This is a genomic window from Cellulophaga omnivescoria (assembly GCF_027915275.1).
Lineage (GTDB): Bacteria > Bacteroidota > Bacteroidia > Flavobacteriales > Flavobacteriaceae > Cellulophaga > Cellulophaga omnivescoria.
This window is the reverse complement of sequence record NZ_CP115819.1, coordinates 3,436,236-3,456,642: the sequence shown is the minus strand read 5'-3', so window position 1 is coordinate 3,456,642 and position 20,407 is coordinate 3,436,236. Positions and strand designations below refer to the sequence as shown.

20 protein-coding genes and 1 tRNA gene are annotated in these 20,407 nt (G+C 31.8%); 11 read left to right on the top strand and 10 right to left on the bottom strand.

The window, feature by feature from the left end:
- Nucleotides 1-8 precede the first annotated feature (8 nt).
- The 3 genes from PBN93_RS15310 to PBN93_RS15300 all read left to right on the top strand — a co-directional run bounded on the left by PBN93_RS15310 (nt 9) and on the right by PBN93_RS15300 (nt 3,551).
- Entirely contained in the window at nt 9-587 is a 579-nt protein-coding gene (locus PBN93_RS15310) for a DUF1287 domain-containing protein (RefSeq protein ID WP_271081033.1), read from the top strand.
- 388 nt (nt 588-975) lie between these two features.
- Nucleotides 976-1,569 (top strand): DUF4272 domain-containing protein, encoded by a 594-nt coding sequence (locus PBN93_RS15305; RefSeq protein ID WP_271081032.1) that lies wholly within the window; start codon nt 976-978, stop codon nt 1,567-1,569.
- Nucleotides 1,570-1,703: 134 nt separating this feature from the next.
- Nucleotides 1,704-3,551 (top strand): PLP-dependent aminotransferase family protein, encoded by a 1,848-nt coding sequence (locus tag PBN93_RS15300; RefSeq protein ID WP_271081031.1) that lies wholly within the window; start codon nt 1,704-1,706, stop codon nt 3,549-3,551.
- 559 nt (nt 3,552-4,110) lie between these two features.
- On the opposite strand, the gene PBN93_RS15295 is transcribed toward PBN93_RS15300, so the two are convergent.
- Nucleotides 4,111-5,145, bottom strand: a complete 1,035-nt coding sequence (locus PBN93_RS15295; protein ID WP_271081030.1) for a flavin-containing monooxygenase — start codon at nt 5,143-5,145, stop codon at nt 4,111-4,113.
- 167 nt (nt 5,146-5,312) lie between these two features.
- On the opposite strand from PBN93_RS15295, the gene PBN93_RS15290 reads away from it, so the two are divergent.
- Nucleotides 5,313-5,567, top strand: coding sequence for a hypothetical protein (locus tag PBN93_RS15290; protein WP_075695675.1), 255 nt, complete (start codon nt 5,313-5,315; stop codon nt 5,565-5,567).
- Between the two features lie 29 nt (nt 5,568-5,596).
- Entirely contained in the window at nt 5,597-6,139 is a 543-nt protein-coding gene (locus PBN93_RS15285) for a hypothetical protein (protein ID WP_271081029.1), read from the top strand.
- A 127-nt stretch (nt 6,140-6,266) separates the two neighbouring features.
- Here the strand turns inward: PBN93_RS15285 and PBN93_RS15280 are convergent, their stop codons facing one another.
- On the bottom strand, nt 6,267-6,731 hold the full coding sequence (locus PBN93_RS15280) for a hypothetical protein (protein WP_245799580.1): 465 nt from the start codon (nt 6,729-6,731) through the stop codon (nt 6,267-6,269).
- 130 nt (nt 6,732-6,861) lie between these two features.
- On the opposite strand from PBN93_RS15280, the gene PBN93_RS15275 reads away from it, so the two are divergent.
- The 3 genes from PBN93_RS15275 to PBN93_RS15265 all read left to right on the top strand — a co-directional run bounded on the left by PBN93_RS15275 (nt 6,862) and on the right by PBN93_RS15265 (nt 8,278).
- Nucleotides 6,862-7,320: a hypothetical protein gene (locus PBN93_RS15275; RefSeq protein ID WP_271081028.1), complete on the top strand. Its 459-nt coding sequence runs from the start codon at nt 6,862-6,864 to the stop codon at nt 7,318-7,320.
- A 260-nt stretch (nt 7,321-7,580) separates the two neighbouring features.
- Nucleotides 7,581-8,039, top strand: a complete 459-nt coding sequence (locus PBN93_RS15270; RefSeq protein WP_271081027.1) for an RNA methyltransferase — start codon at nt 7,581-7,583, stop codon at nt 8,037-8,039.
- Between the two features lie 154 nt (nt 8,040-8,193).
- Nucleotides 8,194-8,278: transfer RNA gene (locus PBN93_RS15265), tRNA-Ser, on the top strand.
- A gap of 337 nt (nt 8,279-8,615) precedes the next feature.
- On the opposite strand, the gene PBN93_RS15260 is transcribed toward PBN93_RS15265, so the two are convergent.
- From PBN93_RS15260 to PBN93_RS15235, 6 genes are all read right to left on the bottom strand, one after another.
- On the bottom strand, nt 8,616-9,701 hold the full coding sequence (locus PBN93_RS15260) for a Fic family protein (protein ID WP_271081026.1): 1,086 nt from the start codon (nt 9,699-9,701) through the stop codon (nt 8,616-8,618).
- Nucleotides 9,702-10,148: 447 nt separating this feature from the next.
- On the bottom strand, nt 10,149-10,529 hold the full coding sequence (locus tag PBN93_RS15255) for a Fur family transcriptional regulator (RefSeq protein ID WP_075695662.1): 381 nt from the start codon (nt 10,527-10,529) through the stop codon (nt 10,149-10,151).
- Nucleotides 10,530-10,623: 94 nt separating this feature from the next.
- Nucleotides 10,624-11,103, bottom strand: coding sequence for a DUF4625 domain-containing protein (locus PBN93_RS15250; protein WP_271081025.1), 480 nt, complete (start codon nt 11,101-11,103; stop codon nt 10,624-10,626).
- A 53-nt stretch (nt 11,104-11,156) separates the two neighbouring features.
- On the bottom strand, nt 11,157-11,945 hold the full coding sequence (locus PBN93_RS15245; RefSeq protein ID WP_271081024.1) for a DUF4625 domain-containing protein: 789 nt from the start codon (nt 11,943-11,945) through the stop codon (nt 11,157-11,159).
- Nucleotides 11,946-11,978: 33 nt separating this feature from the next.
- Nucleotides 11,979-14,345 (bottom strand): TonB-dependent receptor, encoded by a 2,367-nt coding sequence (locus tag PBN93_RS15240; RefSeq protein WP_271081023.1) that lies wholly within the window; start codon nt 14,343-14,345, stop codon nt 11,979-11,981.
- 162 nt (nt 14,346-14,507) lie between these two features.
- Nucleotides 14,508-14,831: a hypothetical protein gene (locus PBN93_RS15235; RefSeq protein WP_271081022.1), complete on the bottom strand. Its 324-nt coding sequence runs from the start codon at nt 14,829-14,831 to the stop codon at nt 14,508-14,510.
- Between the two features lie 260 nt (nt 14,832-15,091).
- Between PBN93_RS15235 and PBN93_RS15230 the strand changes: the two genes are divergently transcribed.
- The 3 genes from PBN93_RS15230 to PBN93_RS15220 all read left to right on the top strand — a co-directional run bounded on the left by PBN93_RS15230 (nt 15,092) and on the right by PBN93_RS15220 (nt 17,765).
- Nucleotides 15,092-15,844: a sulfite exporter TauE/SafE family protein gene (locus PBN93_RS15230; protein WP_077399864.1), complete on the top strand. Its 753-nt coding sequence runs from the start codon at nt 15,092-15,094 to the stop codon at nt 15,842-15,844.
- Nucleotides 15,845-15,859: 15 nt separating this feature from the next.
- Entirely contained in the window at nt 15,860-16,492 is a 633-nt protein-coding gene (locus tag PBN93_RS15225; RefSeq protein WP_271081021.1) for a nitroreductase family protein, read from the top strand.
- A gap of 79 nt (nt 16,493-16,571) precedes the next feature.
- A complete protein-coding gene (locus PBN93_RS15220) occupies nt 16,572-17,765 on the top strand; it encodes a DegT/DnrJ/EryC1/StrS family aminotransferase (RefSeq protein WP_271081020.1) in 1,194 nt (397 codons plus the stop codon).
- Nucleotides 17,766-17,845: 80 nt separating this feature from the next.
- Here PBN93_RS15220 and ribB read toward each other — a convergent pair whose 3' ends face one another.
- Both ribB and PBN93_RS15210 read right to left on the bottom strand, forming a co-directional pair.
- Nucleotides 17,846-18,976, bottom strand: coding sequence for a 3,4-dihydroxy-2-butanone-4-phosphate synthase (gene ribB / locus PBN93_RS15215; protein ID WP_077399857.1), 1,131 nt, complete (start codon nt 18,974-18,976; stop codon nt 17,846-17,848).
- A complete protein-coding gene (locus tag PBN93_RS15210; RefSeq protein WP_408612190.1) occupies nt 18,966-20,402 on the bottom strand; it encodes an LptF/LptG family permease in 1,437 nt (478 codons plus the stop codon). The genes ribB and PBN93_RS15210 overlap by 11 nt, the downstream gene beginning before the upstream one ends.
- Nucleotides 20,403-20,407 lie beyond the last annotated feature (5 nt).

The window sequence follows — 20,407 nt, the reverse complement described above, 5'->3', positions numbered from 1 at the left end:
CCTAACCTATGAAAAAACTTACTTTATTAGTATTCTTTGTATCTTACTTAAGTTTTTCGCAAACAAGTAATCATAAAATCAATTTAGTTAACGCTGCAATAGAGTTAACTAAAGATAAGGTTACTTATGATTCTAGTTACTTTTCTATAGATTATCCAAATGGCGATGTGCCTAGTGATAAAGGTGTCTGTACAGATGTGGTTATACGTGCTTACCGTAAAATAGGCGTAGATCTTCAAAAAAATGTGCATTTAGATATGAAGTCTAATTTTAATATCTACCCTAAATTATGGGGATTAAAAACTACAGATAAAAATATAGACCATCGCAGGGTGCCAAATTTAATGACGTATTTTAAAAGAAAAGGAGAAGAAAAAGTAATATCAGATAAAGCTAAAGATTATGCCCCAGGTGATATAGTTTGTTGGAATTTAGGAGGTGCAATTACACATATTGGGATTGTGGTAGATAAAAAATCTAAAGATGGCAAAAGAAATTTAATTGTGCACAATATTGGAGGCGGACAAGTTTTGCAAGATTGCCTATTTTCTTTTAAAATTATTGGTCATTATAGGTATAAAATATAAATTTCACTACCCTGTAAACAGTTACTTTATTTTCACCGGTAACAGTTTCCTTATTGTAATCAAATATGTGCAGTTTTGTTACGTTTTTATTAACAAGTACAAGTTTAAAATTAATTTAAGCTGTTAATAATTGTAATCTAAAAATTTTAAAGCACAATGTTAAACTTAAAAATGAATATCCTAAAAATATGTGTTATTAGTCTTGTTGTAAGTATAACACTTGGTCTTTTGGTAGGAACGTCTTATAGTCATGGTTTTGATATTCCATGGTGGATTTTTAGTATATTATTTTTTGTAATGATAGCAGTTCCGTGTCTTATTATACTTGGATTGGTACATTATAGGCTAAACAAAAAATTAATAAATAAATAAATAAAATTAAATAGTTATGAAAGACAATTTAATACATAACAATATGGATGAAGAAGAATTAGATGATGATATGCAAGTAAGAACTCCAACTGCAGTAGCAGAACGTATTTTAGCATTACTTGCAGTTATTGGTAAAATTCATCAGGGCGAAGACCCAAATTTTAAGTCTTGGCTAGTAAGTAATAATATTAATAATTATTTGTCTGATAAGGAAACGGAGTTTTTAAATACAGAAGAGCCAGAACAAAACGACGTTATAAATTTTAGTTGGCGAGCAGAAGCTTTAACATCGTTATTTTGGGCAGCAAATTTTATTGAAGAAATGCCAGCACTGAATGCACAGTTTGATGTGTACAGTATTAAAGAATTGGCGGAAATTATAGGCAACCCTAAAGCATTTATAAAATCTATTACATTAAGATCTGATGAGGATTTAACTGCTATGGAAACAGAGTTGTACAATCAGCATTGGCGAGTAAGAGACGCACAATTATTTGGTAAAGAAATGCCAGAAGAATTAAACCCTAGTGTTGTGTATGAAAGAAGATATGCACTTAGTTGGATAATTGGCTATGGTGATGATTGGGACTATGTACCAACAGATACTTAAAATAAGGTTTTATACCATTTACAATACAAATACAAGGCGTTAAATCTATGGTAAAATAGAACAATACGCCTTGTATAAGTTCCTAAAAAAATCTAATTAACGTATCTTGCAGGCTTCATTTAAAGATGAATTTTATGCAAGACAATAAAACACTTAATTATATAAAAGATGTAGTAACAAATATGCCAAAAGATTGGTTAAATTTAACTACACATCGTCTAGATATTTACAATGAAGAATTGGCTAAAGTTCAGTTTTTAAACGAGCTAGAAGCTTTATATGTAGCAAATAACAGCACAACAGCTGCTTTAAGTGAGTTACACACTGCTTATGACTATATTAGGCTAGGTCATCCTTTATCTTGTGTGTTGGAGTGGGGAATAGCAAAATTACAAGGTTTAGATACACAAAATGTTATAAGTTTTGACTCTAATACTGTTCCTATTTTATCAATATTACGTAAAAATTTATTTGATAAAAAAGACACTAATATCTACTACAAAGGCAGTTTGCCTAGTAATTTTAATGAAGAAGTTATAAAAACTGTTTACGGATACAACTTCAATCTTAAAAAAATAAGTAGTACAGATGAAATTGAAGCTACTAATGGTAGTACTGTTTTTATTGAAGAGCAGAAAACCATTGGTGCAGTTACATTAAATTCTAACATAGATTTTTATATAAACCTACACGGTAAATTGGGTAGTATTTTAGTTGTAAACACTACAGATAATGCTACAGCCTATGTAAAAGACATACAGCACGTACGCAGAAGAGAAACCATTGCAATGACACCTGCAAACTCGCTTTTAACATTAAATTCCCTTACTACAGAAGCAGAGTATACATATAATGAGGAAGATGTAAAGGCAGATAAAGCAAGTGTTTTAGCTTCTATAAAAGATATTACACGTGCAAGTACAAAACCATTGGTTGCCTCTAGCGGATTGTCTATTCAATACGCAATTTTAATGGGCTTAATTAATGATGCACTAGAAAATTATAAAGGAAAAGCTATAAAAATTGTTGTGCCACCAAATTGTTACGGCGGTACCAATGACCAGGCTAGGAGAGTAGCAGCTTGTTTGCCAAATGTAGCTATTGTAGACTTGCCTGTAGATGGTGATAATGATATGGTACAAAGCATACATACTGTTTTAGATGCTATTGCTACAGAGGATGCAGTGCCTTTAATTATTGCAGAAATACCAACAAACCCACGTGTAGAAGTGCCAAATTTACTTGCACTAAAAGAGGCATTAAGTAAGGAGCGTAAAACACCGTCTGGAGAAGTTGCAATAGCTCCTGTGTTTATATTAGACCAAACCTTTTGTCCTAACGTACACTTTTTAGGGGAGGAAGATGTTTTAGCTTCAGTAAAAACAATATCTTTTGCAAGTGGTTCTAAATTTCCAAGTGGAGGAAAATGTACAGCTGGTTACTGTGTTGTCAATAGTAAAGCGGCAGATTTAATGGCTAATATTGAAACACACTTAACACTTTGTGATAACGAAGCAACAGCCTTACAGTACAGCATATTGGCAGAACAATTACCAAGTATGAATAAGAGAATTGCAGATGCGTACACTAATACGCGCAATTTTGTAAACTTTATACACCAAAATTTACCAGGAGCAAAAATTAACTTTGTATCTCAAGAGTTAGCAGCAGAAGGCTTTACACCGTCTGTTTTTTCTCTAGATCTACCAACAAAAGGAGACACGGAAGAAGAAAGAGAAACATACAAACGTGCATTAAATTTAAAATTGATTAATTTAATGATTACCAAAATACCAAACGAGAGTAAGTTTTGTGTAAGCTACGGACAATTAAAAGGGTGTTACTGGACCATACCAGCAACCTCTACACAAGGAACAACCAAGGAAGGCGATAAGGATTATATTGTACGCGCCTCTTTATCTCCTAATTTAGATTTAGACCTACACAAAAAAGTATTTTTAGAGTTTGTAGCATCAATATAAAAACCGATTAAAAACGCATTCATACATCGTAAATTGAGATTTGTCTTAGGACTTTCTCAGTTTACGATTTTTGTTTTTTACTAATATTACTCTTCTTGTTTTTTAATTAGTAACATTTTCCTTCATAATAAGCTTTGTTCATTTTTTTCATTGATAAAAAAACGAACCAAAAAAAATCTAGGCTTACGAACACATTGCTAAACTATACGTTTCAATTTCTAAATAATCGCTAACTTCTTCAAACGTTGTTTGAATTCATAACAAACGGATTATTTGCACAAAATCTCAACTTTAGTTTTACGCAATACTTTCGTAGGCCGGACTAAAATTAAGCTTCTCGTTTTTAATTAGAAGCATTGTGTAATTTATCTTCAATTAATCGTTACAATTTCTTTAAGTCCCTATACTTCGGGATTCATTGATAAAAAAAGAAATCGCAGATTGTTCTTCAAACGCTGTTTGAATTCATAACAAACGGATTATTTGCTCGAAATCTCAACTTTAGTTTTACGCAATACTTTCGAAAGGGACTTTTAAAAAAAATAAAAATGAACAATACTTATCTAATAACACTCGCTAAATAACTAGCATCTTTTTGCACACCACCTAAAGTAGCAGAACCACGCGTATACATCCACGGTAAGCCAATAAAGTACAAGCCTTTAATATTACTAACACCACGTTTGTTTTTAGGGTAATTATCAGCATCTAGCTCCAAACCTTCAATCCATTTAAAATTAGGACGGTAACCTGTTGCCCAAATAATATTTTTAATGGTAGAAACCTTCTTTTTCTCAAAAAATAGCTTCTCATTTAAAGCATCATTAGTTCTACCAACAGCAATAACATTTTTTCGAGCTAAAATTTCTTTTACATTAGTTCCAATTACAGGTTGTTTGGCTGCATTAATACGCTTACCAAGCCAACTATATTTGGTAAAGCTTAAAAAACCAGTAACTGTAAACCACCACCAAATGGTTTTACCTAAAAATTGTTGCGGAATAGATTTTACAGTGGTATCCCCAGAAAAATAAACAGTTCTAGATTCATCTTTAGAGAGTTCATTTAAAATTTGATAACCAGAGTCTCCTGCACCAACAACCAAAGCATCTCCTTTTTGTAACTGTTCTGGTGTTTTGTAATAGTTACTATGCATTTGTAAAATGGAATCTGCAAGTTTAGTATGGCAAGGCGGAGTATATGGTATATGAAAAGGACCAGTAGCAACAATAACATTTTTAGCCCTAATTTCTCCGTTTTTGTGCGTAATAAAAAAACCTTTATTGGTTTTGCGTATAGCAGTAACCAGGGTGTTTAATTGTACAGGAATATCAAATTTTTGTACGTAGGTTTTAAAGTAGTTTGCAACTTCAAATTTAGAGGGGTAGTGGTTTTTAGGAGCATCAAATTTTAAACCAGGCAAGTTGTTATAAGTGGTAGAGGTAAATAGTTTTAAAGAGTCCCATCTGTTTAGCCAAGAGGCACCAATTTGGTCTTCACCATCTACAACTAAGAAATTCTTTTTCATTTTTTTTAAATGATACGCCATAGATAAACCAGCCTGTGCACCACCAATAACCACATAATCTAACATTAAATTCAGTTGTTTAATTTCTACAAATGTAGAAACATTGTGTGCACCAGCAATAAAGTATGTGTTAAAGCTTAAAATTAATACGAATATATCTTTTACGCTTACACTTATTTATTGTTTATTTTAAAATTAGCTTCTAAAAAGTACATTTATAAAAAATAAAAATTATGTTAGAAAGATTATTATTAAAGCATTTAACTAAAAAAGGAAAAATAGGCTATTTTGTTGGAGTAGTGGTATTATTTGCCTTGTTGGCAGTTTACCTTTTTGGAATAGCAGATTACAGTATGGATCGTGGGCGCAACCCATTTTTTATAGGTATGATTATTATAAACCTATCTTGGGCGGGTATATCATACGCATTGTGGAAAAAGCCTAAAGAAGAAGAAATAGAAAATACGCCTCATAAAAAAGAACTTTAAAAATAAATAATGCTAGTTTTGTAGTAGTAATGGGCACACATACTCTATATCCAAAACTAAAGATTACCCACCAAGACTACTTGGACTATAATACCTATTTTGTAAAGGATACTAGTAACAGGGTTTCTAAAAACGACATTGAGTCTAGATTGCGTTTTATAGCAGATAGTTACAACAAAAAACACGCTTTGCTAAGTAATGAAGCTATTTTGGCCATTAATAGTAGAGTAAAGAAAAAGCTAAAATCAGAAAAACGCCTTTTTTTATCCTTTGCCTTTGCCGCTATGGTATTGTTATATTTTGGAATTAAATATTTAAAACCAGTAATAGGTATTAGTTATTATTATAATGTTCCAGTAATTGGTAATAATCCTTGGGAAATTATACTGGTTGTACTTATATTTTTAGGAGCTTGGTGGTATGAGAAAAAAAACTACAAAACTAAGCTTATAACTGGTGTAAAAAACAATATTATTGCCAGTATAGAGGCGCATATTGCTTCACCAGAATACCGTAAGCAAAAACACTTGGCAACTAAAAGCAAAAAAGCAACTAAAAATCGTAGGTGGTAGTTTTTGCCAATACAATATAATAAAGACCTTGCAGCTCTAGCTTTCAAGGTTTTTTTTGGCATTTAACTCATTAAGTAAGAAAATCAGTGTTAAATTACAGGTTTTTTTTAATAGAATTGTAAAGGAGTTAATTATCACCCATTTCTGCCTGTGTAATATTGGTAAACGTAGGTAAGCCCTCCGTAATACTACCAGCGCCTTTTTTATTTATTTTAAAAGTAACGTCTTTGGTAGTGGTAAAAAGTAATACCGAAAAAAATGAAGTTTTTAAGTGCTTTTGTATTATTGGGAAAGCTTCTTCTAGTGTTAGTTTTTGCTCAATATCTTCTGTATCTCTAGACCTGTAACGTAATTTAAGCAAAACCATAAAGCCGTTATCTGAATATACCGGACGCACAAAAATGTTTTTTAAATTGGGTTTGCCAATAGTTTTTGCCATTGTAAGCTTTGCAAAACGTTCTTCTTCAACACTTTGTTTTACCTGTTCCCAAAATTCAATAAAAACATCTGTATACTGCATAAATACAACTAAAATTACATCTAAATTTATAAGGCGTAAAAGTACTACATATATTTTATCTGTAGCATACAAACAATAATTTATGGGGTATTGTGGCAGCACATTTGCTTAAAACATATACAAATGTTTTTAAATTAGGTATGATTTTTATCATACACCAAACAAATACCAATAATTACTTTTACTACAAATATTACGTAGTATGAGCAATTTTAGAAACAGACCTGCAGACAATTATATTAATGAAGCCAATTGGCAACAATTGTACCTGTTAACAAAACATTGGAAATCTGATTTGTTGTTTTATAAAGACGATTTACGCTTTTTACACCAACTCATAAAAAAATACCTATTGTGGATATCTAAAAAGGAAAACGTAGACTTGGTAAAAGAAATAGAAATAAGCCTACTGGTGGTAGACAAACAATGTACCAATTTGTTAGAAAAAACTACAAGCCATTTGCATCATTTAACAGAGCTTATAGAAAACCCTTTTGCGTACGATTCTCATAAATTTAGAGCAGAACACGCAGCTTTAGAAGACAGTTTAGCACAATTTGTAAAGGACTTTAGAAAAAACCGAAAAGAAGTTTTTAGCATTACAGAATACATTATAGATGGTGAGCAGCTGGTAAAACAATACACCAACTTAGCCCATTAGCACTATAACCCACAAACATTTACGTAAAACAAAGCCCTTTTTGGGCTTTTTGTGTTTTGTAACGTCTTTTTTCTAAGGTTTTATGTGTTTAGTTGCACTCAATACACTAAGTTTTTAATTTAATAATTATAATATAATAGGTCTCAGAGATTTTCTTATTTACTCAGTCTTAACTATAAAAATTGACTTGTACATAATCTGTAGCAGTACCTCTATTATTTTGGTTATTAAATACAGTAAAAGTTTAATATTTTTGCGATATGGATGATAATTTTGTGAATGAATACTTTGGTATAGGCATACAAAACGGTAAAACGCCAGAGAATTTGGGTGTTTTATGGCGTACAGCACAAAACTTAGGGGCTAGTTTTATTTTTACCATAGGCAACAGGTATGCAAAACAAGCGTGCGATACACACAATGCTGTAAAATCTATACCATATTACCACTACAATACATTTAATGATTTTAAAAATAACATTCCTGTAGGCACCAGAATAGTAGGAGTGGAGCTAGATGATACTGCGGTAGATTTAGAAACCTTTGAGCATCCTAGACGCTGTGTGTATTTACTAGGAGCAGAAGATCACGGTTTAAGCAAAGAAGCCATAGAGGAGTCGCACTTTTTAGTAAAATTTAAGTCTACCTTAAGTTTAAATGTAGCAGTAGCAGGCAGTATTGTTTTATATGATAGGCAACTGAACAAACCAAGAAGTTAATTTGTGATTTTTTTTAAGGTCTAAATTTTTAAGAAACAAAGAGTTATAGTTTAGAGTAATAAAAAATACAGAAAAAAGCATAAAATAGTTTTATAGAATAAAAAAAGGTTCTTATATTTGCACCCGCATTAAGGGAATACCTTATGAGACACTTGGAGAAATGGCAGAGTGGTCGAATGCGGCAGTCTTGAAAACTGTTGAGGGTCACACCTCCGGGGGTTCGAATCCCTCTTTCTCCGCAAAAGGAACCCGTAACGAAAGTTACGGGTTTTTGTTTTTTACAACTACGCTGAAAATTTATTTTCATAAGTAGTTTAAAAAACAAAAATCTACAAACGTAGTTTGTTAAGGTTTTATGCTTGCTCGGGATACTTATCTGGGATGCACGCAGTGAATCCTTGTTAATTAAGATTTTAAGATTTATGCATTTACAAAATGTTTTAAGATTTAGGCATTTGCAAAATGCCGTAAGAGGGATAACGTAGTAATTAAAAGGTCACGTTGAACATCAATAGCAACATTTTATTATTCGATTGAGATTTGTTAGTTGATGTTTCTTTTTGTTAACCAAGTAAATTAGGATGCTTCTAACACAGTCATTAATCTGTGATTGAGATATAGTTTTTCTTTACCAACTTTTTCGGAAATTAGAAACCCAGTTTTTTCTAATTCCATTAAATAATTACCAACTGTTTTTGGTGTACCTAATTTGGCATCAATTAAAAACTGTCGTTTCGTATAAGGTAATCTAAATAGTATTTCAACCAATTCTTTAGTATATACTTTAGGTAAAGTCTCTCTAATTTCATCGGTCATTTGTTCCATTAAATCGGTAACATCTTTTAAACGTTGCAATCCTTTGTTTGCAGTATATTCTACCATTTCAAGCATATAGAGTATCCAGCCTTCCCAATCATTATTTTCGGTTACTTCACGTAATTTAGTATAGTAATCAGCCTTATTTTTAATGATATATTCACTTAAATAGATAGCTGGAGTATCTAATAATTTTTCAAGTTTTAAATAAAGTAATAACAAAATACGTCCTGTTCTACCATTACCATCACTAAAAGGATGTATCGCTTCAAATTGATAGTGCATTAATGCCATTTTAATTAATGGGTCTACAGCATCTTCACCATTTATAAAGGTTTCAAGGTTAGCCATCTTTTCTCTTATCACAGCTTCACCTGTTGGTGGTGTGTAAATAGTTTCGCCATTTGCATTTTTTAAAGCAGTCCCTGGTGTTGTTCTAATACCTGCGGTATTCTTTTTGATGCTTTGTACAATTTGCACACATAAATTAGTAGATATAAATGGACGTTTATCTATCTCTTGTAAACCATTCCAAAGAGCTTCTTTGTAACTAATAACTTCTTTAGTAGCTGGATTATCAAATTTTTTATCTGCTACTAAAGATTTATACAAATCATCATTAGTAGTTATTATGTTTTCTATTTCAGAACTTGCTTTGGCCTCTTGTAAATGAATAGTATTTAAAAACAATGTTGGGTTTGGTAAATTGGTAAGCATACCATTAAGTTGTGCTAATGCTCTACTGGCATCAATGGTCTTGCGTAACACTTTAGTAGTTTCTAAAGTTGTTTTAGGTGGTAATAGCGGTAGACTGTTATAAGGTATATTTTTTTTAAATTTCGCCATTTTAAACAAGGGTAAATATTACTTGCGTTGTCTTAACGAGGGTAAATATACCAAAAAATTACCTTTGTTTAAATAATAAAGGTAATTATAACTCTCATTAAATAGATGAGAATAAAATAAAAAAGCAAATATAAGTAGCCACATAATGCCAACGCTAAATGCTATAAAGATTAAGCCCTAAAGGGTTTTAAATAAAACTTTTTTCATAATAGTTCTTTTATTTCATTAAACATAATTAATACAAAAAAAATTATTCAAAAACGTTCTGTACTCAATCACATTTTGTGCAGTATCATAATCAACTTTTAAGAAAACAGAAGTAAAATTAATATGAGTTGTACCATTTGAATAAGTAACATTGTTTTATTTACTACCTACTTATGAAAACAAAAAAAGAGATAATGACAATTACCTCTTTTTTAGAATTATAAATTATGTTTTGTGATTTTATGTATGGCATTGCTCACACTTACCTTGTAAAAGTACTTGTGAAACATCTACAATTCTGTTAGGAATTTTAGGTATTACAACATCTGCAGGAAGGCAATCTACCTTGCCACAGTTAGAACATTGAAAATGCGGGTGCGCATCTGTATGATTGCTAGAAGAACAGCCGTTGCATTTTGCATACCATTTATGGCCGTTTTTACCTAAAAAAGAATGCAAGTATCCATCGTCTTCAAGCTTGTCTAAAACACGATAAATAGTGGTTTTGTTCATTTTAGAGCTAAAACGTTCTATTAAAGCAGTTACAGAAATTGCCTCTGAACTTTTATCAAATTCATCATGTAAAATTTTAACCGATTTTGTTTGTCTTATCACTCCCATATTACAAAAATAATGCAACACGAATGCAAAAAAAAGAAAACCGCTTATATTTAACTAAATTAACAGCTTATAGTATACTAATTTGCTGTATGCATTAATCTACTATTTTTATGTCTATAGATGTTCTAGACTGCCATCCTGTTTTGTCTGTTACAGAGTAAGCACAATGGTAATCACCAGTATCAATATCATTAGGAATTGTTAAACTTACGTTTATTTCATAATTGGTAACACCTTCTGGAACACTAAAATTCTCCATATAAATAAAAGGGTTTGCAGCTTGTTTAACAGGGAATAAATCACACTCTCCTTCTTGGTCATCATGGGTGTGATGATCAAAATTATGGTGTAAATCTAAACTATAAGAAGCCAATGCTTTGTTATCTGTAAGCTGTGCTCTAAAACTATAGGTTTCTCCTTTTACTAACTGCACACACGGTTGCGGAAAACCTTGAGTGTAATTAATACTAATTGTTGGTTTTTCTTCATCTTTATCATTGCTGTCATCACTAGAGCATGAAGAAATAATAGCTAATAATGGTAAAAAGAAGAAATATTTTAATTTAATTTTCATTTCTAAGTATTTTATTACCGCATAGTGCAGTATACACTATGCGGTATTTTTTGTTATTCTGTAATATCTATATGTGTTTCATATTCTTTGGTAATACCTTCTTCATCTTCAATTATAAAAGTAATGTGGTATTCGCCAGCTGGTGCAGTTGCAGGCACATCAATATGTTCATGAAATTCAACTTCAGTTTTTTCATGGTATTTTTCTAAATATTCTTTTTCAAAATCCCATTCTTCTTCTCCATCCTTTAGCGTAAGTCCGTGTGCGTGCACGTCTACAGATACTGAATGTATGCCGTTAACAGCATTAATCATAAACTCGGTATGAAAATCATTTCCTCTAGCAACGCTTGCATCAATAGACATTTCACCTAAAGTAATAGGGTCTTTAACATCTATATGGCCTTCAATTTCTGTGCTGTTTCCTTCTTCATCGGTAACTACCAGTTCTATATGGTATTCACCTGCAGGTATGTTTGTAGGTACATCTACATGTTCATGAAAAGTTGGGTTTATTGCTAGGTATTTTTCATCTGTATATACTTTTTCAAAATCCCAGTCAACTTCATCTTCACCTATTTCTAAGTCATGCGCATGTATACTAAGCGAAATGCTTTTAACAATTGCTTCTGCATCTATTTTTGCTTCTAAATGAATGTCAGATCCTTTATACACATACTGTTCTGTAGAATGGTCACTGCCTTCACCATATTCAAAATCAGTAATAATTGGCGCGTTTAAAGAGTTACTGTCATCATCACTACTACATGATTGTAAAAAGAGTCCTAGAAAAGCAACAATTGCTAAAAATTTAAAGTTAGACATTTTAATGTTTGTTCTCATTGTTTTTAATTTTAATAGTTATTATTTATATATTTAAAAGGGTATTGTTACCGATACCGAAATGTTTCTACCAGCTTCAGGAACGTCTATTAGCCTATAAAAACTAGTGTGGTTGTAATATGTAGTATTTAGTACATTGTTTAGTTTTAGTCTAAAATCTACTGGAGCACTATTTTTAAAGATGTTTAATTTTGATGTAAAGGACATGTGTAACACATTGTAACCGTCTGTTGTTTGTTCTGGTGGTACAATATCTTCTTGTGCTGCGGTAATTCTATAGTCCACGTTAATTGCAGGTGATTTAAAAATTGAAAAATCTTTAATTTTATAGCTCGCAGAAAAGAGTCCAGATAATGGAGGAGAAAACGGGAGTGTAAAATCCTTTTTTAATCCGCTTGTTTGTCTAGAGTACACATATTCTGCAGACGCAGACAGCTCTAGGTTTTTAATAACAGTAGTACTAGCACTAAGTTCGCCACCAACTCTAAAAACTTTACTTTGTGTGTATTCATAAATTTGTAAGGTCTCAAAATAATTAGAGGTAGGATTTAGGTATATGTAGTTCTCAAATAAATTAAGAAAAGGGCTAACGCTTAAACTAAACTGTTTTTTAGTGTGATTTATTTCTAGATCTAGTTGATAAGCAACCTCTGGTTTTAGGTCAAGATTACCTTTCTCAAACCTATACATATGGTAATTTACTCCGTCTGAAGCCAACTCGTTAGCAAGTGGCATTCTAAAACTTTTACCTAAATTTACTTTGTATGTTGTGTTGTTTTTAGTGTGACTAACACCAAATGAGGCACTTATATTTTTAAAATCTAGTGTTTTGTTTTTAGCTCTTTGCAAGTATATTTGAGAAGTGGTATCGTCATCATTTTTTACAGTAGACCTAAACCAATCGTTGTAAGCACTAGTCTTTAGTAAACCATAATCATACCTAGCACCAGCTAAAATGTGCCAGTTTTCATTTATTTTATATTGATTGTATCCAAAAGCACCAGCAGTAAAGCGGCTATATTCCGGAATTAAAAATCCCCAACCACCAATAGTATTTTTTTGATGCTCTAAATTTACACCCACAACAACATTATGCTTGTTGTTAATGTTAAATGCATCTCTGGCATTTAAAGAGTAGGTATTTTTAGTAAAAACGCGTTCTTTAGTATTTGGTGGCTTGGGCATATACCCATGTGGTATAGGCTCTGAGTGTTCTTCTCTTTTATTATTTTGAAAACCAAAATCAAAATGAAATATGTGATTACCGGTGTTTACAGTAGTATTATTGCTAATTTTAAAATGATTTACATTATGGTACGGAAGATCTATATCTCTGTTATAGGCATCATAATCTATTTGAGACGTTCTAACTTCTAAGCCATGTGCATTTGCAAAAAATCCGTTTTTAGCATTTACATTACTAAATAGTGTTTCCGTTTTTATGTTATTGTTTACGTAAACAATACTAACACTAGCATTAGCTTCTCTGCCGGCAGTGTTTCTTAAATTATTATTGTGAAGCTCAAAAACGTAATTTTCATAGTTAATTTTAGTTGTAGGTACTTTATAATCTGCATAATCTCTATAAGTTAATCTAGTACGGTAAAACCATTTTTCTTTTCTAGACGTTAAGCCAACAGAAATTCCTAACAAATCGTTATTACTTTCTCCAAGAATATTTACTTCGCCATTAAAAGAATTTTGTAACGGCACTTTATTTGGTTGAATATGAACCACACCAGCAATAGCATCTGACCCAAAAAGTAATGAAGCAGGACCTTTTATAATTTGTATATTTTCAATTCCTTGTTGGTCTATCTCTAGTCCGTGATCATTGCCCCATTGTTGTGCTTCATGTTTTATTCCGTTTTGTACAACCGCAACTCTATTAAAACCAAGACCTCTTATAACAGGTTTGCTTTGCCCAGAGCCAATATTAATGGTGCTTATGCCAGGTATTTTGCTTAATGTTTGCATTAAGCTGTTTTCTCTGTTATTGTTAAGAAACTTTTTAGTAACCGTTTTAGTAACCATAGGTGTTTCTTTGTCTTTATTATGGTAAGTACCAACAACTTTAACTTCGTTTAAAACAGTAGAAGTTTCTTTTAAGTAAATTTTAATGCGTTCGGGTGTATTTTTAGGGGTAACAATAAACTCATTTGTGGTGTAACCCACGTGAGATACTGTAAAAGAACTAGTTTGTTTTTTATTATCTTCTATGGTAAATTCACCTTTAGAAGAAGAAACTGCAAATAGGTGATCTCCAATAATATTAGCACCCTCTATAGGTTGTAAAGTGTTGGCATCTAGTACAATTCCTTTAATTTTATAAGAATTTTGTGCGTAGGCAGTAGAGTATGCGCAAAAAAATAAGCATATACTCAGCATTTTATAAAGCATAATTAGCTGTTATATAATTTTAATAATGTGAAGTGTATAAATGTTTTAGGCAATAACGGTATACACTTGTTTTGTAGCGGTTTAGTAGTAAGGCAAATAATGTAGAATCAATTCTGTATATAATTTGATTTATATTATACCTAAATGTTAAACAATTAAGGTTTATGCCAAGATAAAAAGAGGTGGAGGCCTGGAGAATAGTTGTGTGTTACTTTCTGTTTTAAAATACGTATTGTTATAGCTTATTTGTATCTTTTTTACAGTATTGTAAGTTGTAATACAGGTTTTAATATATGCTTCTTGTGTAGGTACAACCGGTATAGTGTTGTGGGTATTTATATAATCACAAATAGTACATTCATGATGGTCACCATCTACAGTATGCTCATTAATATGAGATAAAGAATGTAGTCCTGCAATTTTTATAACAATAAAAAATGCAAGCAATAAATGAGTAATACTATTTTTAAACTGATATATTTTCATTAATAGCCGTTACAGTTGTTAGGTTACTGCAACTTAGTTCTGTTAATTAAGGTGCAAATATATTATTATTTTATGTTAATGCAACAAAAGTGCAATAATATATCTGTAAATAATTAATGATATATGAGTAGGTAGCAAAGTGCCAAATTACAAGCATTATTTTTTATAAATGATTACATTTTAATTTGTAAAGATGAAATACAAACACTAATTCATTAAAAAATATTTAAAAAGAGCATAAAACCGTATTTTTGCACGCTATGGATCAATGGTATCATTACCTGTTATTAATAGCAGTAGGCTTTATAGTAGGTTTTATAAATACAGTAGCAGGCGGTGGTTCACTGCTGTCATTAGCGCTTTTAATCTTTTTTGGTATTCCGCCAACTGTGGCCAATGGTACCAACAGAGTGGCTATAGCAATACAATCTATGTTAGGTGTAGCAGGATTTAAAAGTAAAGGTGTTAGCACATTTCCGTTTAATATTTATTTGGGAATTTCTGCTTTATTAGGCTCTTTAGTAGGGGCAAATATAGCTGTAGAAGTAAGTGGAGCAACGTTTAATAAAATACTAGCTGTGGTAATGATAGCTGTATTGTTAATTATAATATTTAAACCAAAATTAAAAGCAGAAGACATACAAGAGCGTATAACTGGTAAGTATTTATGGATTGGGATAATAGCTTTTTTCTTTTTTGGTGTTTATGGTGGTTTTATAAACGCTGGTTTAGGCTTTATCATTATTTTATTTTTACACTATGCCAACCATATGTCCTTAGTTCGGGCAAATGCAACAAAAGTGGCTGTTGTATTAATTTATACGTTAGCAGCTTTAACCGTTTTTATTTATCATGATAAAATTATTTGGGAAATAGGTCTGGTTTTAGCAATTGGTAACGGCTCTGGTGCTTGGGTTGCTAGTAGAGTTTCTGTAGCTAGAGGAGATGGATTTATAAAAAAGTTTTTAATGCTAATGATTATTGTTATGGCTGTTAAGCTTTGGTTTTTTTAATGCAATAGATGAAAAATGGAGATTATAAAAAAGTTAGAATGGCGCTATGCTGTTAAAAAGTTTAATGAAAATATTATACTACCAGATGCTAAAATAGAAGCAATTAAAGAGGCTTTTAATTTAACAGCAACATCTTACGGTTTACAGCCTATTAAAATGGTAGTAATTAAAAATAAAGTATTGCAGCAACAGCTTGCCGCTAGTTCATACAATCAGCAACAAGTTGCACAGGCCTCTCATGTGCTTGTATTGTGTAGAGAAAATACTATAGATGCAGACTACATAGCAAATTATTTTAACCGTGTACAGCAGGTTAGGGGTACTAGTAATGATATTTTAGACCCGTTTAAGCAACAATTAACTAGTAGTTTTAGTAAAAAAACAGATGAAGAAGTTGCGCAATGGGCAACCAACCAGGCATATCTTATTTTAGGTAATTTATTAACCGTTTGTGCAGCTACAGAAATAGATGCTTGCCCAATGGAAGGTTTTATTCCTGCCGAGTATGATAAACTTTTAGGATTACAAAAATTAAACTTAGCATCTGTATTAACTATGCCAATAGGTATAAGAGCAGATGACGATGTGTTTGCAACCTTTAAAAAAGTACGTAAAGAGACCGTAGATTGTGTAATAGAAATTGCCTAAAATTACTAACTTTACAAATCAATTAAAGCTATTGTTTTAATAGCATTAGTAAAAATAAAAAACAAGAAAAATATACAATATGCCAGGATTTGAATTTTTTGGAGATAAGGAAAGAGCAGAAGTACAAAAGGTACTAGACTCAGGTGTTTTAATGCGTTATGGTTTTGACGGTATGCGTGGTGATCAGTGGAAGGCATTAGAACTAGAAGAAGCCTTAACAAAAAGAATGGAAGTAGGTTACGCACAATTAGTTAGTAGTGGTACAGCAGCTTTAACTGTTGCGTTGGCTAGTGCAGGTATAGGTGCTGGTGATGAAGTTATTATGCCAACCTTTACATTTGTTGCTAGTTTTGAGTCTATTTTAGCTTTAGGTGCTGTTCCTATTTTGGTTGATGTAGATGATACGTTAACACTAGATCCAGAAGCAGTTGAAGAAGCAATTACACCAAAAACAAAGGTAGTTATGCCTGTGCATATGTGTGGGTCTATGGCAAATTTAAAGGCTTTAAAAGCTATTTGCGATAAACATAACTTATTACTTTTAGAAGATGCTTGCCAAGCAATTGGTGGTACGTATGAAGGTAAACCTTTAGGTAGTTATGGAGATTTAGGTTGTTTTTCTTTTGATTACGTTAAAACCATAACTTGCGGAGAAGGTGGTGCCGTAATTACTAACAATGAAAAATATTATAAAAACGCAGATCATTATTCAGATCATGGTCATGACCATATTGGAAAAGATAGGGGAGCAGAAGATCATCCGTTTTTAGGATACAACTACAGAATATCAGAATTACACGCTGCTGTTGGTGTAGCTCAGGTGCAAAGATTAGATGAGTTTATTGCAATACAGAAAAAAACGTATACTATTTTACGCAATGCACTGTCTACAATACCCGAAGTAACTTTTAGAGCAGTACCAGAAGGTGGTGAAGAAAATTATTCATTTTTATCTATATTTTTACCAACTGAAGAACTGACAAGAAAAGCACACAAAGCTTTAGGTGAACATAGTGTTGATGCTTGTTTTTACTGGTACGCTAATAATTGGCATTATTACAAAAAATGGTCTCACTTAACTAATTTAAATTCGTTAGGTAAATTACCAAATGAGGTTAAAGAGCAATTGCCAGACTATAGCAAGTCAGACTTTTCTAAATCTGACCATTGGATAAGTAGAACAATTTCTTGTTTGGTTAAATTAGGATGGACCGAAGAAGAGGTGGAGCAAAGAGCTGCTAATATGGTTAAAGCTATAAAATCTGTATTATAATTTATTACAGATTATTAGAAATAGAAAAATCCCTTAAAACTGAGTTTTAAGGGATTTTTTATTTGTAGTGGTTTAGCTAATTAGTAGGTAACGTAATCTATAATTTCTAGTCCGTAACCAACAATACCTACACGTCTACTTTGCGTTGTATTTGTAAGTAGTTTTACTTTGCTAATATTTAAATCGTGTAAAATTTGTGCACCTACACCAAAATCTCTACTGTCCATTTCTACTTTAGGAGCTTTAACTAAGCCATTTCCTTGTAGCTTTTTTAGTTGAGATAGTCTATTTAGTAAGTTTAAAGATTGAGATTCTTGATTTATAAAAACCATAGCTCCCTTACCTTCTTTATTAATGGCAGCAAACATATCCTCTAACTTTTGGTCAGGATTATTAGTAAGCGTACCTAAAATATCATTATTTACTAAGGTAGAATTTATACGCGTAAGTATTTGTTCATCCTTATTCCAGCTGCCTTTGGTAAGCGCTATATGTATTTGGTCATTAGTTGTTTGTTGGTAAGCATGTAGTCTAAATTCACCAAAACGAGTTTCAATTGTAAATTGTTCTTTCTTTTCAATAAGGCTATCGTGTTCCATTCTATATGCAACAAGAGCTTCAATAGAAACAACCTTTAAATTAAATTTTTTAGCAACATCTATTAATTGTGGTAAACGAGCCATAGAGCCGTCTTCGTTCATTATTTCTACAATAACACCAGCTGGTTTAAACCCTGCTAAACGTGCAAAATCAATTGCAGCTTCTGTGTGCCCTGTTCTACGTAAAACTCCACCTTCTTTAGCAATTAAAGGAAAAATATGTCCTGGTCTAGCTAAATCTTGAGCTTTAGTTTCGTTATCTGTAAAAGCCTTAACCGTTGCAGCTCTGTCTCCGGCAGAAATACCTGTAGTAACACCTTTCCCTTTTAAATCTACAGAAACTGTAAAAGCAGTTTCCATAGGGTCAGTATTATTAGTAACCATTGCGTGTAAACCTAATTCTTTACAACGACCTTCTGTTAAAGGAGCACAAATTAAACCACGACCGTGAGTAGCCATAAAGTTTATCATCTCTGGTGTTACAGCTTCTGCAGCAGCTACAAAATCACCTTCATTTTCTCGGTCTTCATCATCAACAACAATAATAACTTTTCCTTTACGGATGTCTTCTATTGCTTCTTCAATTGTATTTAACTGTATTTTATTTTCCATTAGTTTTAGTCTTGGAATTTTTAGTAAACTGTTTTTTTATTAGGTAAATGATATCGCCAAAAGTAATTAAGCCTTTATCATTTGTTGCTCTTATAGTTAAAAATACACCTAGTGGTAGCATAACTAGTGTAGGTATCCAAGCAGCTAGTGCCGGCGGTATTTTACCAACTTTAGCAGAGTTGCCCACAAATACTCCTAAAAAGTAATAGGCTAAGAAAAGTACAATGGCAATTACCATTGGTAACCCCATACCGCCTTTTCTAATAATTGCACCCAAAGGCGCACCAACAAAAAATAAAATAATACAAGAAAAAGCCAAAGCATATTTACTATGTAGGGCTAAAATATGTATGTTGTAACGCTGGTATTTTATGTCTAACTCTTTTTTTCTGGCGCTTACAGAACTTAAAACATTGGTTGTAGCACTATGCGCAGAGCTATATAGTTGTAATTGCATTGGTTCTTCATACAAGCTGGCTATATCTCCTGTATATAGTAAACTGTCTTTTTTAATTTCTTTTGTGGTTGTTTTGACGTCTTCTTTTTGTGAAGCTTCATCTAACATTGGTTTAGGTTTTTTATAACCGTAGTCAGATTTAAATGCGCCAGCTCTAATAGAAATATTCTTAGAAAATGCTTTTATCGTTTTTATATTATCATTTCTTATCGAATCTATATCAACTATAAGTCTAGATACTTTTTTCATTTTTTCAGTATCTACCTTACGGTCTTCTTCTAAGTCCTGATCGCCCATATCTGTTAGCTGAATGTTAATGATATACTCATTAAATTTAGCCTTTGCAAATGGTACTTTTAGTTTTGTTTTACTGTTTTTAGACTGTACATCTTCATAATAATTACCATCTTTAAGTATAAGTTGTACAATATCAGAGTCTTCACTACTAACTAATTCTCCTTTTTTAGCTTTAATAACAACGTTACTAATAATGTTATTAGATTTTTTATGGATGATTATATTTTCTAAAAAACGGTCATTTTCACCAGATTTTTTATCAACCTTAATATTCATACCTTCAAAATCACTAAAAATGCCTTCAGCAATAATAGCGGCAGGTTTTACATTACCAATATTACGCTTTAGATTATATATTTTATGCGCAGCAGCAGGTGCAACATTGTTTGCGAAAAAGAAAGCAACAACGCCTAAGAATAAAACAAAAACAATAATGGTACGCATTGCTCGTTGTAAAGAAATACCAGAAGCTTTCATAGCAGCAAATTCATAATTTTCTGCTAGTGTGCCAAAGGTTAAAATAGAAGAAAGTACCACCGTTAACGGCAATACTTTGTCTATTAAACTAGGCATAAAGTAAAATATAAACTTACCTATAATTTCTAAGTCTAATCCTTTACCAGCTAAGTCTCCTATATACAACCAGATCGTTTGAAATATGAAGATTAACATCAATA

Excerpts from the sequence above, each read along its gene's own strand:
- PBN93_RS15245 (WP_271081024.1), bottom strand. The coding sequence starts at position 11,945 with ATGAGAACAAACATTAAAATGTCTAACTTTAAATTTTTAGCAATTGTT.
- PBN93_RS15305 (WP_271081032.1), top strand. The coding sequence starts at position 976 with ATGAAAGACAATTTAATACATAACAATATGGATGAAGAAGAATTAGAT.
- PBN93_RS15255 (WP_075695662.1), bottom strand. The coding sequence starts at position 10,529 with ATGGGAGTGATAAGACAAACAAAATCGGTTAAAATTTTACATGATGAA.
- PBN93_RS15225 (WP_271081021.1), top strand. The coding sequence starts at position 15,860 with ATGGAGATTATAAAAAAGTTAGAATGGCGCTATGCTGTTAAAAAGTTT.
- PBN93_RS15270 (WP_271081027.1), top strand. The coding sequence starts at position 7,581 with ATGGATGATAATTTTGTGAATGAATACTTTGGTATAGGCATACAAAAC.
- PBN93_RS15310 (WP_271081033.1), top strand. The coding sequence starts at position 9 with ATGAAAAAACTTACTTTATTAGTATTCTTTGTATCTTACTTAAGTTTT.
- PBN93_RS15300 (WP_271081031.1), top strand. The coding sequence starts at position 1,704 with ATGCAAGACAATAAAACACTTAATTATATAAAAGATGTAGTAACAAAT.
- PBN93_RS15210 (WP_408612190.1), bottom strand. The coding sequence starts at position 20,402 with ATGTTAATCTTCATATTTCAAACGATCTGGTTGTATATAGGAGACTTA.
- PBN93_RS15275 (WP_271081028.1), top strand. The coding sequence starts at position 6,862 with ATGAGCAATTTTAGAAACAGACCTGCAGACAATTATATTAATGAAGCC.
- PBN93_RS15220 (WP_271081020.1), top strand. The coding sequence starts at position 16,572 with ATGCCAGGATTTGAATTTTTTGGAGATAAGGAAAGAGCAGAAGTACAA.
- PBN93_RS15290 (WP_075695675.1), top strand. The coding sequence starts at position 5,313 with ATGTTAGAAAGATTATTATTAAAGCATTTAACTAAAAAAGGAAAAATA.
- PBN93_RS15250 (WP_271081025.1), bottom strand. The coding sequence starts at position 11,103 with ATGAAAATTAAATTAAAATATTTCTTCTTTTTACCATTATTAGCTATT.
- ribB (WP_077399857.1), bottom strand. The coding sequence starts at position 18,976 with ATGGAAAATAAAATACAGTTAAATACAATTGAAGAAGCAATAGAAGAC.
- PBN93_RS15285 (WP_271081029.1), top strand. The coding sequence starts at position 5,597 with ATGGGCACACATACTCTATATCCAAAACTAAAGATTACCCACCAAGAC.
- PBN93_RS15240 (WP_271081023.1), bottom strand. The coding sequence starts at position 14,345 with ATGCTTTATAAAATGCTGAGTATATGCTTATTTTTTTGCGCATACTCT.
- PBN93_RS15295 (WP_271081030.1), bottom strand. The coding sequence starts at position 5,145 with ATGTTAGATTATGTGGTTATTGGTGGTGCACAGGCTGGTTTATCTATG.
- PBN93_RS15230 (WP_077399864.1), top strand. The coding sequence starts at position 15,092 with ATGGATCAATGGTATCATTACCTGTTATTAATAGCAGTAGGCTTTATA.
- PBN93_RS15260 (WP_271081026.1), bottom strand. The coding sequence starts at position 9,701 with ATGGCGAAATTTAAAAAAAATATACCTTATAACAGTCTACCGCTATTA.
- PBN93_RS15235 (WP_271081022.1), bottom strand. The coding sequence starts at position 14,831 with ATGAAAATATATCAGTTTAAAAATAGTATTACTCATTTATTGCTTGCA.